The sequence below is a fragment of the Hymenobacter jeollabukensis genome (assembly GCF_005771675.1).
In the GTDB taxonomy this organism is placed as follows: domain Bacteria; phylum Bacteroidota; class Bacteroidia; order Cytophagales; family Hymenobacteraceae; genus Solirubrum; species Solirubrum jeollabukense.
The window spans coordinates 44,540-56,360 of sequence record NZ_VAJM01000009.1; the positions used below are offsets into that span (position 1 = coordinate 44,540).

General features: G+C 64.7%; 10 protein-coding genes and 2 tRNA genes. 5 read left to right on the top strand and 7 right to left on the bottom strand.

Going from position 1 to position 11,821, the window contains the following annotated elements; translation table 11 throughout:
- The first annotated feature begins 168 nt into the window (after positions 1 to 168).
- Positions 169 to 2,208: an excinuclease ABC subunit UvrB gene (gene uvrB / locus FDY95_RS16965; protein ID WP_138079645.1), complete on the top strand. Its 2,040-nt coding sequence runs from the start codon at positions 169 to 171 to the stop codon at positions 2,206 to 2,208.
- Here the strand turns inward: uvrB and FDY95_RS16970 are convergent.
- A complete protein-coding gene (locus FDY95_RS16970; RefSeq protein WP_138079647.1) occupies positions 2,205 to 2,657 on the bottom strand; it encodes a hypothetical protein in 453 nt (150 codons plus the stop codon). The genes uvrB and FDY95_RS16970 overlap by 4 nt on opposite strands.
- 15 nt (positions 2,658 to 2,672) lie before the next feature.
- Complete coding sequence (locus FDY95_RS16975) at positions 2,673 to 3,197, bottom strand: DUF421 domain-containing protein (RefSeq protein WP_138079649.1); 525 nt, start codon at positions 3,195 to 3,197, stop codon at positions 2,673 to 2,675.
- 192 nt (positions 3,198 to 3,389) lie between these two features.
- On the opposite strand from FDY95_RS16975, the gene FDY95_RS16980 reads away from it, so the two are divergent.
- Complete coding sequence (locus tag FDY95_RS16980; RefSeq protein ID WP_138079651.1) at positions 3,390 to 3,800, top strand: hypothetical protein; 411 nt, start codon at positions 3,390 to 3,392, stop codon at positions 3,798 to 3,800.
- A gap of 116 nt (positions 3,801 to 3,916) precedes the next feature.
- Here the strand turns inward: FDY95_RS16980 and FDY95_RS26390 are convergent.
- The 4 genes from FDY95_RS26390 to FDY95_RS16995 form a co-directional block, all read right to left on the bottom strand.
- A tRNA-OTHER gene (locus FDY95_RS26390) sits at positions 3,917 to 4,030 on the bottom strand.
- 174 nt (positions 4,031 to 4,204) lie between these two features.
- Positions 4,205 to 5,236: a LacI family DNA-binding transcriptional regulator gene (locus FDY95_RS16985; RefSeq protein WP_138079653.1), complete on the bottom strand. Its 1,032-nt coding sequence runs from the start codon at positions 5,234 to 5,236 to the stop codon at positions 4,205 to 4,207.
- Between the two features lie 444 nt (positions 5,237 to 5,680).
- Positions 5,681 to 6,913 carry an isocitrate dehydrogenase (NADP(+)) gene (locus tag FDY95_RS16990; RefSeq protein WP_138079655.1) on the bottom strand — a complete coding sequence of 411 codons (1,233 nt, stop codon included), beginning with the start codon at positions 6,911 to 6,913 and terminating at the stop codon, positions 5,681 to 5,683.
- A gap of 262 nt (positions 6,914 to 7,175) precedes the next feature.
- A tRNA-Gly gene (locus FDY95_RS16995) sits at positions 7,176 to 7,248 on the bottom strand.
- 156 nt (positions 7,249 to 7,404) lie between these two features.
- Between FDY95_RS16995 and FDY95_RS17000 the strand changes: the two genes are divergently transcribed.
- The 3 genes from FDY95_RS17000 to FDY95_RS17010 are packed head-to-tail and all read left to right on the top strand — an operon-like array spanning position 7,405 to position 9,303.
- Complete coding sequence (locus FDY95_RS17000) at positions 7,405 to 7,671, top strand: hypothetical protein (protein WP_138079657.1); 267 nt, start codon at positions 7,405 to 7,407, stop codon at positions 7,669 to 7,671.
- Positions 7,672 to 7,705: 34 nt separating this feature from the next.
- Complete coding sequence (locus tag FDY95_RS17005; protein ID WP_171025726.1) at positions 7,706 to 8,242, top strand: GNAT family N-acetyltransferase; 537 nt, start codon at positions 7,706 to 7,708, stop codon at positions 8,240 to 8,242.
- Positions 8,242 to 9,303, top strand: coding sequence for a hypothetical protein (locus tag FDY95_RS17010; protein ID WP_138079661.1), 1,062 nt, complete (start codon positions 8,242 to 8,244; stop codon positions 9,301 to 9,303). Before FDY95_RS17005 ends, FDY95_RS17010 begins: the two co-directional genes overlap by 1 nt.
- 9 nt (positions 9,304 to 9,312) lie before the next feature.
- On the opposite strand, the gene FDY95_RS17015 is transcribed toward FDY95_RS17010, so the two are convergent.
- Positions 9,313 to 11,628 (bottom strand): B12-binding domain-containing radical SAM protein, encoded by a 2,316-nt coding sequence (locus FDY95_RS17015; RefSeq protein ID WP_246074061.1) that lies wholly within the window; start codon positions 11,626 to 11,628, stop codon positions 9,313 to 9,315.
- Between the last annotated feature and the right edge of the window lie 193 nt (positions 11,629 to 11,821).

Below are 11,821 nucleotides of genomic sequence, written 5' to 3' on the forward strand. Positions count from 1 at the left end.
CTGGGTCCGAACCCCGCGGCTGGTTTCCGGTCGTGGGGTTTTTCTTTGGTGGGCGGGCCCGGTAGTTGCCTGGTGCGCGGCAGCAGGTTTCTTTGCGGCGGTGGAAACCCCGGCCGCCCGCCTGCGGTTAAGAAGGGTTATCTTTTCCGCTCTCCGACTTCTCCCTGCATGGAGTACCAACTGACCTCTGAATTCAAGCCCACCGGCGACCAGCCCAAAGCCATTGCCCAGCTCGTGGCGGGCATCGAAAACGGTGACCCGGCCCAGGTGCTGCTGGGCGCTACCGGCACCGGCAAGACGTTCACCATGGCCAACGTCATTGCCCAGACGGGCAAACCGGCGCTGATTCTGGCTCACAACAAAACGCTGGCGGCCCAGCTCTACGGCGAGTTCAAGCAGTTTTTCCCGAACAACTCCGTCGAGTACTACATCAGCTACTACGACTACTATCAGCCCGAGGCCTACATTGCCTCGACGGACGTGTTCATCGAGAAGGACCTGGCCATCAACCAGGAAATCGAGAAGCTGCGGCTGCACACCACGTCGGCACTGTTGAGCGGGCGGCGCGACGTCATCGTCATTGCCTCGGTGTCGTGCATCTACGGCATCGGCAACCCGGAGGAGTTCGGCAAGAACATGATTCTGCTGAAGCCGGGGCTGAAATTCTCGCGCAACGCCCTGCTCTACCAGTTCGTGCAGATTCTGTACTCGCGCACCGAGCAGGAGTTTACCCGCGGCACCTTCCGCGTGAAGGGCGACACCGTCGACATCTACCCCGCCTACCTCGACTACGCCTACCGCATCTACTTCTTCGGCGACGAAATTGAGGCCCTGCACCGCATCGACCCGGAAAGCGGCAAGAAGCTGAGCGAGGAAAAGGACGTGGCCTTGTTTCCGGCCAACCTGTTCGTGACCGGCAAGGACACCCTGCAGCAGGCCATCAAGGAAATTCAGTACGACATGATGCAGCAGCACGCCTACTTCGAGAAGGAGGGGCGCGACGCCGAGGCCAAGCGCATCATGGAGCGCACCGAGTTCGACCTGGAGATGATCCGGGAGCTGGGCTACTGCTCGGGCATCGAGAACTACTCGCGCTACTTCGACGGCCGGGCACCCGGCTCCCGCCCGTTCTGCCTGCTCGACTACTTCCCCGACGACTACCTGCTGGTGGTGGACGAAAGCCACGCCACCATGCCCCAGATACGGGCCATGTGGGGCGGCGACCGAAGCCGCAAAACCGCGCTGGTGGAGTACGGCTTCCGCCTGCCGAGTGCCATGGACAACCGCCCGCTGACCTTCAACGAGTTCGAGAGCATGTTCCGGCAGGCCGTGTACGTATCGGCCACGCCGGCCGACTACGAGCTGGAGCGGGCCGGCGGCGTGGTAGTCGAGCAGATCATCCGCCCCACGGGCCTGCTCGACCCCGAAATCGAAATCCGGCCGAGCGTCAACCAGATCGACGATTTGCTGGACGAGGTGGACAACCGGGTGAAGATGGGCGACCGGGTGCTGGTGACCACGCTGACCAAGCGCATGGCCGAGGAGCTGACCAAGTACATGGAGCGGCTCAACATCAAGGTCAGCTACGTGCACAGCGACGTGAAGACCCTGGACCGGGTGGAAATCCTGCGGCAGCTGCGCCTGGGCGAAATCGACGTGCTCATCGGCGTGAACCTGCTGCGCGAGGGCCTGGACTTGCCGGAAGTCTCGCTGGTAGCCATTCTGGATGCCGACAAGGAAGGCTTCCTGCGTGACCAGCGCAGCCTGATTCAGACTATGGGCCGCGCCGCCCGTAACGACCGGGGCAAAGTCATCATGTACGCCGACCGCATTACCGGCTCGATGCAGCGCGCCATGGACGAGACGAACCGCCGCCGCGCCACCCAGCTGGCCTACAACGAGGAGCACGGCATCACGCCGCGCACCGTGCGCAAGTCGCGCGAGGCCATCATGGAGCAGACGTCCCTCTCCGACTACCGCGTGCCGGAGCAGCCCCAGGCCTACGCCGGCCCCGACGAGGACGGCGGGCTGGCCATTGCGGCCGAGCCGGTGGTGGCTATGATGAGCAAAGCCGATCTGGAAAAGCTCATCAAGCAGACCGAAAAGCAGATGGAAGCCGCTGCCAAAGAGCTGGACTTCCTGCAGGCCGCCAAGTTCCGCGACGAGCTGGCTTCGCTGCGCAACCTGCTGAAAACCAAGCGCGACTAGCGGGCCGGCGGTAGCGCGGCGTCGATGGCCTCGCGGATCAACCGTTCGGTGGGGAGCAGCACCGCGCAGCCCGGCAAACCGGGCTGCGGCGCGGTGCCCGTCACGCTGTGGCCGGCTACCAGCACCGTAGGCGAGCTGTAGCCGCTCAGCCGGACCGGCAGGCTGCTATCGGCCGGGAACGGATAGCCGTTGAGCCGGACGGTAGCCGGCGTAGGCAGGGCGTTTTCGGGTACCCGCCATCGATTGACCCGGAGCTGGGCCCGCTTTGCCCCCGGCCGGGTGCCCCAATCAGCCTGTATTTTTTGCAGGGTGCGGTAGGCCGCGGCCGAATTGGGGCAGGTCGGCCCGTAGATCAGGTCGACCGTAACCGTGGGGGGCGGCTGGCTGGGGCCCGACTGGCAGGCGGCGGTCAGCAGCAGGAGCAAGGCGGCGTGTTTGGGCAGAAACATAGCGGTAAGATCTGGTTATTCGCGGTCGGGGATGGTGGTGCCCGGTTTCAGCACCACGCTGATGCGGCCGTCGCGCTCCAGGCGGGCCGTCTGAATGGCGTTGAGGTCGTCGGTCTGGCCGGCTTCGCGCAGGCCCTGCAGCAGGTCGCGGCGGCTGAGGTTGTTGCGGCGCAGGTTGCCGTGCATAATGCGGCCCTCCTGCACCAGCACGTAGGAGCTGCCCTTGATGACGCGCCCCACGAAGTGGCTGCGGTGGGCGGCCCAGGCCAGCAGGCGGTGCAGGGCCGCCAGCACCGCGCAGGCCGCTAGGGTGCCGCCCAGCGGCGAGGCCGCCACCACCGCCCGGCTCAGCACCGCCCCGAAAATGACCTGGATAACCACGTCGAAGGGGCTGTTGCTGCCGAAAGTGCGCTTGCCCGACAGCCGCAGCAGCGCCAGCGCCACGAAAAACACCAGCACCGCCCGCGCCGCCATCTGGTAAGCTTCGATGGTGCGCGAATCGGCCCGCAGGCCCAGCAGCTGGTCGAGGAAGGAGAGCATGGAAGAGCTTACGGAAAGAGTACTGCCGGAATATACCCGTGCCACCGCCCCCGCGTTGCCGGGGCCTGCTCGGGGGCAAATCGGGGCGGGGCATACAACCATTCCGGGCCGGTTTGTCACATCATCATGCATTGCGGGGCCGCTAGGCCCCGGCTATTTTTGCCCGCCTCAAACCCCTTCATTCCAAGCTACATGCGTGCTCAGCTTTTCCTCCGCTTCTTTCCCGGCCTGTTGTTGTTGTTACTGCCGCTGCTGCCCCAGCGTGGTCTGGCGCAGGTGTCTAAAGCCGGCTCCTACCAGTTCATGCAGATGACCACCATTGAATCCGTCGTGGCCGGCGGGCTGGGCCGCTCGCGCATCACCTTCACGCCGGAATTCAAGGGCACCAAGGAGGCGCAGATGGAAAACCTCTTCAGCCTCACCGGTATCAACATGCAGAACGTGCGCGCCAACGAGGAAACCATCATTCGCACCCTGCAGGACGTGCAGAATGAGGGCTGGGACCTGGTGCAGGTCACCCCGCTCACGCAGACCCTGCAGAGCGGCGGCTCCACCGGCCAGGGCATTTTCATGACGCGCTACCTGTTTCGCAAAGCCAAATAACCCCGGCACTCCGTAGCCCCGAAAGCAAAGCGCCCCGCAGACCATATCTGCGGGGCGCTTTGTCGTAAGCGGCGGTCATCAGGCCACCCCGACGGCGGGGCTGACGAGCCTGGGTGCTGTAGAAGAAGGATTCGAACCTCCACGGAGTAGTTAGCCAGAGTCCCCCCGGTTTTTCCCAAACCTCCACCCTCGAGACAGGAGGGCATGTCTGCCAGTTTCATCATTCTACAGGATGAGCGGGTCGGCTACCCGTACGTGGCCGTAAGCATACGGACCACCTGCCGCAATACCAAATGTTTTTTTTGGCTAATGCACTGAACGAACGTGCGTTAGTCAAAGCGGTGTTTTGACTAACGCAGCCTATCTGCTCGGGGAATGGCTCGAAAAGGCTGGCCGCCGGACGCTCACTGGCGCTGCGAAGAAGCGCGCACCAGCAGCTCGGGCGTCAGCACTACGGGCGGCAGCGGCGCGCTGCCAGGGGCATCGAGCAGGCGCAGCAGCTGCTGCACGGCCGTGACGCCCATCAGGTGGCAGCGCTGATCCACCGAGCTGATGGTGGGCTCGGTGAGGGCGGTGAAGGCCTCGTTGCTGAAGCCCACCACGGCCACGTCGGCGGGAATGCGTAGGCCGTGGGCCTTGAGCACCTGCATGGCGCCCACGGCCGCCAGGTCGTTGGACGAAAACACCGCGTCGGGCGGCTCCGGCAGCTGCAGCAGCTGCCGCATGCCCTGGCTACCGGTTTCCTGGTTGAGGTCGGCCACGAACACCAGCTCCTCGCGCACGGGCAGGCCGTGGTCCCGCAGCGCGTCGAGGTAGCCCTGGTGGCGGTTGCGGTGGATGTTCAGGTGCAGCGGGCCCGAGAAGTGCGCGATGCGGCGGTAGCCCTGCCCAGCCAGGTGGGCCACGGCCGCGTAGGCGCCAGCGTGGTCGTCGAGCACCACGGCGCTTGTGTAGGGGCCGGCCATGTCCTCCACGATGCGGTCGAAGAACACCAGCGGCACGCCGGCGCTGCGCACGGCGTCGAAGTGGCTGAAATCCTGGGTGGTGCTGGCCAGCGACACCAGAATGCCTTCCACCTGCGCGTTCAGCAGCAGCTCGATGTTGCGCTGCTCCTGCCGCACGTCCTCGTTCGACTGGCAGATCATCACGTTGTGCCCCGTGCGGCTGGCTTCGAGGGCAATGCCGTTGACGACTTCGGGGAAGAAGTGCCCGGTGATGTAGGGCACCAGCACCCCGATGGTGTTGCTGCGCCCGCGGCGCAGGGCCGCCGCCAGCTGGTTGGGCTGAAAGTGCAGCTGATCGGCCAGCTCGCGCACCCGCTGCTTGGTGGCCTCGCTCACCTGCGGGTGCCCCGTCAGGGCCCTTGACACGGTGGAGGGCGAGAGGTTCAGGGCCCGGGCCAGGTCGGTGATGGAAGTCCGGTGAGGTGCCTTCATGCGAGTAATAAACCCCGTTGGTGCGGCGGAAGCACGAATGGAGCGGGCGGGAAAAGGTGGGGCAGTAAGCGGGCGCGCAGGTCATACGCGAGTAGTAAACATAAGCACGAACCGCCATTCCCGCCACGACTGACCGGGTCGCTGCCGGGTCAGTACCTTGCCGAGGGCAGCGAGGAACCCGCGTGTATTCCGGTGATTGGCGGAGCGGGTGGCTTGTCGAGGCCAGGCGGGCCGCTCATCTTTCCGGGTTCGGCCGCTGCGTGCCCACCATCAGCAAGGCCCTCGGCTTGTTGCTGCATCACCCGCCCCTTGAGGCGCTACCCTAGGCCCAACGGCGCCTTGCTGGCCGCCAAAATGCGGCACGACTAGCTCGGGGGCGTGCCTTGAACAGAAAAAGCCCATCTGGAAGTCAGATGGGCTTTTTCTGTTCGAGGCACGCCGGGCTTACTTGCCGAGCTTCGCTTTCAGGTTGGTGTCCAGGGCTTCCAGGAATTCCTCGGTGTAGAGGTAGTCGCGGCCGTGCTCCACTTTGTTGCCGTGGATGCAGACGGCCAGGTCCTTGGTCATCTTGCCGCTTTCCACGGTTTCGATGCACACGGCTTCGAGGGCTTTGCAGAAGTCGATGAGCTCCTGGTTGCCGTCGAGGATGCCGCGGAACTCCAGGCCGCGCGTCCAGGCGAAGATGCTGGCAATCGGGTTGGTGGAGGTGGGCTTGCCCTTCTGATGGTCGCGGTAGTGGCGCGTCACGGTGCCGTGGGCCGCTTCGGCTTCCATCGTTTTGCCGTCGGGCGTCACCAGCGTCGAGGTCATCAGGCCCAGGGAGCCAAAGCCCTGCGCCACGGTGTCGCTCTGCACGTCGCCGTCGTAGTTTTTGCAGGCCCACACGAAGTTGCCGTTCCACTTCAGCGCCGAGGCCACCATGTCGTCGATCAGGCGATGCTCGTAGGTGATGCCGGCAGCTTTGAATTTCTCCAGGTAGTCCTGCTCGTAGATTTCCTGGAAGATGTCCTTGAAGCGGCCGTCGTACTTCTTCAGGATGGTGTTTTTCGTCGAGAGGTACAGCGGCCAGCCCTTCATCAGGGCCTGGTTGAAGCAGGCGTGCGCGAAGCCGCGGATGGACTCGTCGGTGTTGTACATGGCCAGGGCCACGCCGTCGCTCTTGAAGTTGAACACCTCGAACGACTGCGCCTCGCCGCCGTCCTCGGGCTGGAAGGTGATGGTGAGCTTGCCCTTGCCCTTGGTCACGAAGTCGGTGGCGCGGTACTGGTCGCCGAAGGCGTGGCGGCCGATGCAGATGGGCGCGGTCCAGTTCGGCACCAGGCGCGGCACGTTCTGCATCACGATAGGTTCGCGGAACACGGTGCCATCGAGGATGTTGCGGATGGTGCCGTTCGGCGACTTCCACATCTGCTTCAGGCCAAACTCCTTCACCCGCTCTTCGTCGGGGGTGATGGTGGCGCACTTGATGCCCACGCCGTACTGCTTGATGGCGTTGGCCGCATCGATGGTCACCTGGTCGTTGGTTTCATCGCGGTACTCAATTCCGAGGTCGTAGTACTTGATGTCCAGCTCCAGGTACGGGGTGATGAGCTTGTCTTTGATGAACTTCCAGATGATGCGCGTCATTTCGTCGCCATCCAGCTCCACTACGGGATTTGCTACCTTGATTTTGGTCATTTCTGAGAGTGTAGGTTTGTTTTTTCTTGTTTGCGTCAACGAAATCGGCCACCGTTTCGACTCCGGCGCGCGGAGCATTCGGGACCGTTTCCGAAGTTAAACTTAAAGCAGATTTGCCAGCCAGCCGCGGCTTGGCCAGCCGGCAGTCCTGAGTGGCTGTGAATAAGAAGCTTAGAGATAATGTAGCTTAAGTGACAACCGCTATGTAAACCCAAAGCAAATCAGCCACCCAGACTATCGTCTAAGTGGCTGATTCTGAATGAGCGGGAAACGAGGCTCGAACTCGCGACCCTCAGCTTGGGAAGCTGATGCTCTACCAACTGAGCTACTCCCGCTGATGATTTGGTAGGGCAAAAATACACAGCGGCAGCGAATATCCAACACCAAGGAGCCGCCGCCGGGCACCTGTTGCGGCAATGAGGACGCGGTTTAGTAAGCCGCTATTGCGGCGGTGCTGGCAACGCCTCACGGAATATTGCGTTGATTTACTAATGGCTACTTCTCTTTCTCCGGCAACCCGCCGCATAGTCGGGCTGATGCTGATTGTGGCGGGCGGGCTGTTGGTCGCGGCGCAGATATTGCGGTTTGGCGTATCGGCGGCCGAATGGCAGCAGGGCGGCTGGGACGCCGTGCAAACGACTTATCTGGTACTGTCGGTGCTGATGCTGAGCATCGGCGTGCTTATTATTCGCTATGGCTGGCGGATGCGACAGGACGGGCGCATCTCCGACGAGCCCGGCGGCGGCCGCGTGTCGTGACGAACGGCTGCGCGTTTCGTTTCTTTGCCGGGCTATGCCGTCACCGCTCCGTATTGTTTCGGCCAAACGAACCGCCGCCGTTGCGGCCCAACTCGCCGAGTTCGGCCGTCAGACGTTTCAAGATACTTATGCTGCTCAGAACTCGGCCGAGGATATGGCCCAGTACCTGGCCGAGCATTTCGGCCCGGAGCAGCAGCTGGCTGAGTTGCAGGACCCGAATACCGTTTTCTTCCTGGCGCTGATGCAGCAGCAGCTCGTGGGCTACGCCAAGCTCACCGTCGGCTCGACCCTCGGTGCCGAGCCCGGTGCTGACGTGAGCAACCGGGCTGAGTTGCAGCGCCTCTACGTGCAGGAGGATTGGCAGGGCACCGGCCTGGGGGCCACGCTGCTGCGGCGCTGCCTCGACGAGGCCCGGCAGCGCGGCTGCCGCTCCCTGCTGCTGTGCGTGTGGGAAAAAAATACGCAGGCCCAGGAGTTTTACCGGCGTAAAGGCTTCAAGCAGATCGGCGAAACCGAGTACCGCGTGGGCCACGACGTGCAGAACGACTTCATCCTGCGCAAAGGACTGTGATGATGCGGCGGTTCGGCGTGCGCGGGATGTGGACAGTGGGCTTGGGGCTGAGCCTGCTGGCCGCCTGCTCGCCTGCGGCCGAGCAGCAGCGCGCCGCACCCGTGGGGCGCTACGAAGGCTCGCTCACGTACCGGGGCGCCGAATTGCCGGTGGTGCTCAACGTTTATCAGGACTCGGCCAGCCGGGTAGTGCAGGTGCAGCTGCGCACTCCGGGGGCGCCAGTGTACGCCCGCTGGTTCGACAGCGTGGCTTACCAAGCACCTTCCCTGGCGGGCCGATTGCCCGGCGGTGGCCGGCTGGCCCTGCGCGAAGAGCCGAATTTTCTGACTGGAACCGTGTGGCTGCACGACACGCTGCGGGCGGAACTGGTGGCCGTGCGCCGCGGCCCAGCCGCCCTGCCGACCTATACCGTGACGCGTCAGGCCGCCACGAACGGCGCTCCAGCCATGCTCCGCTACGAACCGCGCGACACCGCGCGCCGCCGGCCAGCCTTGCTGTACTGGTCCGCCGCAGGAGCCGCCGGCACGGCCTACGGCTGGGCCGACTGGCTGGTCGGTCAGGGCGTGGTAGTGGCCGTGGCTGCCCCAGCTGCCGCCCCCGACTCGGTGGCCGCGCAGCAGCTGGCGGCCGCTTTGCAGCGCCTGCGGGCTGATGCCGGAGTCGATTCCGCGCGCGTGGGCGTGTGGGCCGTTGGGCCGGGTGGCCGGGCGGCGGCTTTGGCGGCGGCTCAATTGCCTGGTCCGCCACGCTATATGCTGGTGCAGGGTGCCGCCTTCAGCAAGACTGACCGGGTGTGGCTGCGGCAGTTGGGGCGGCAGCGGGTAGCCGTGCTGGGGCTCTACGGCGCCCTCGATACCACGCTCAGCGTGCCGGAGAGCAGCCAGCTGCTGCGCGCTGCGGTGCGGCGGCGCGGCTCGGGCGTGAAGGTGTACGAGGGCGCTAATCAGGCCCTGTTGCTGATCCGGCCCGAAAAGCCCGATTCGGTGCGGCACTGGCCCGGGCCGCCGGCCGATCTGGCGCCCAGCCTCCAGGAATGGCTGGGCAATCAGCTGCGGCGGTAGCGGCGGGGCTTATACCAGCAACAGGCCTTTTTCGCGCAGCAGCAGCCAAGTGGGCGAAATCAGCCAGGCCTCGAACGACAGGCCGGCCTCGGCGGCGGGGAAGGCCGCGGCGGCTTCTTTGAGCAGCACTTTGGTGTCGTAATCGGCCGAAAGCCGGGTGAGCAGGTTGGTCAGCCAGCGGCCGATGACGGGCGTAGTTTTCAGCTCGAAGTCCTCGGCCTGCTCGTAGAACGTGAGCACGGCCTGCTCGGTGGCGCGGCCTTTCTTGTGGCGGGTTTCCAGGCGCAGCTCGGGCGCGTTGCCCAGCCAAAACAGGCGCAGGTTCTGCTTGGCCAGGTCGGGCTTGCCGGGCTCCGTCAGGGCCGACTCGATGAGCTGGCGCGGGACGGTGGTGCGCGGTACCCGCAGTTCATCGAACCAGAACTGCAGCGGCTCGGTGAGGGCCACGCCGTGCATGTAGTTGTAGAGCGCCTTGGCCAGGCCGGGGCCGAACCGCTCGTGGTCGGCGCCGGTGGGGTCGTCGTGCCAGAGGTCGTTCCAGGCAAAGTCGCCGGGCTCGGGGCCGATGGGCTGCACTTTGTATTTCGCCGGGTTCTGGCCCACGGGTGAGTGGGCCGTCATGGCGAAGCGGTGCCAGTAGCCCGACTGCACGATGCCGGCCTGGAACAGCTGGCGCACCACTTCCAGCGAATCCACGGTTTCCTGGGCAGTTTCGGTGGGGAAGCCGTACATCAAATACGCGTGTACCATGATGCCAGCCTGGGTGAAGCCCTCCGTCACGCGGGCCACCTGGGCAATGGTGACGCCCTTTTCCATCAGCGCCAGCAGCCGGTCCGAAGCCACTTCCAGCCCGCCTGACACGGCAATGCAGCCCGCGGCGGCCAGCAGCCGGCAGAGGTCAGGTGTGAAGGTTTTCTCGAAGCGGATGTTGCCCCACCAGGTGATGCTCACGCGGCGGCGCAGCAGCTCGATGGCCAGGTCGCGCAGGGCCAGGGGCGGCGCGGCCTCGTCCACGAAGTGGAAGCCCGTCTGCCCGGTTTGCCGCACGATTTGCTCGATACGGTCGACCAGCAGGGTGCTCGGGGCGGTTTCGTAGCGGCGGATGTAGTCCAGCGTCACGTCACAGAAGCTGCAGCGCTTCCAGTAGCAGCCGTGGGCCACGGTGAGCTTGTTCCAGCGCCCGTCGCTCCAGAGCCGGTGCATGGGGTTCAGCACCTCAATCACCGAGAGGTAGTCCCGGATCGGCAGCCCGTCGTAGTCCGGCGTCCCGACTTCGGTGTGCGGAATGTCGGCCGTGGTGGCTTCGTTGTGGTATTCCACCTGGCCGGTGGCGGGGTTGCGCAGGAAGGTGCGCTGGTATCGCGGTTCCACTAGAACGTCATGCTGAGCTTGCCGAAGCATCTCTACCGCTGACGTGGGATAAAAATTACTATCAGCCGAAGCGGTAGAGATGCTTCGACTGCGCTCAGCATGACATTCTTTTTCCTCGCCCAGGTACGCCAGCAGCCGCAGCCAGGGGCCTTCGCCGTCGTCGAGGGTGAGGTAGTCGATGTAGTCGAAGAAGCGCGGCTCCTTGATGCCGCGCAGCTCGGTGTTGGGGTAGCCGCCGCCCATCAGCGTGCGGATTTCGGGGCGCTGCTGCTTGGCAAACTGGGCCAGGCGCAGGGCGCCGTAGAGGTTGCCGGGGAAGGGCACCGTGAAGCCGATGAGGTCGGGCTGCTCGCGCTCCAGCACTTCGGCGAAGCACTCCAGCATGAACTCGTCTACCAGGTTCGGGGCCGTTTGCAGCGCGTCGTGGAGCTCATCGAAGCTGGTAGCGGTGAGGCCCAGGTGCTCAGCGTAGCGCGAGAAGCCGAACTGCGGGCCGACGGTTTCCTTGAGCAGGTCGGCCAGGTCTTCGAGGTAGAGCGTGGCCAGGTGGCGGGCCTGGTCGGTGAGGCCCATGGTGCCGAAGGCCGATTCGAGGTCGGCCACGTTGTCGAAGCGGGCCGCTTCGGGCAGGAAACGGCCGTGGCAGATGCGCGGGGCTAGCGTCAGGTCCTTGTTCTGCAGAAAGCGAATGACCGGCTCCACCGTGCTTTCGTAGCGGTGGCGCAGGCGCAGCATCCGCCGGGAGTTGTCCGTCAGCTCGAATCCTCCTCGCTCGATGGCATCGAACACCCGGCGCAGTCCGGCGGCCGAAAACAGCCGTAGCACCAGCTCAATGCCGATATCGGCCTGGGCGGCGTGGTAGCCGCGCCCGCGCAGAAAGCCCGTGAGGTAGGCCGTGGCCGGGTACGGGGTGTTCAGCTGCGTGAGCGGCGGGGTGATGAGGAGGATGCGCAAGGGCGTCGTAGATGTCGTCGGCACGGGGCAACAACCGCCACGCGGCGGCAAAGGTGCCCGCAAAGGTAGACCACGGATTACTGCGGATTTTTTCGGATGCCACGGATTTTGTGGACGGCCCGGGTCTGCCGGGCAGCCGGCCTCAAGCCGGCCGCCCGTTGTGGTGCCGAAAACAAGCGTGCTGGCGTGGAAA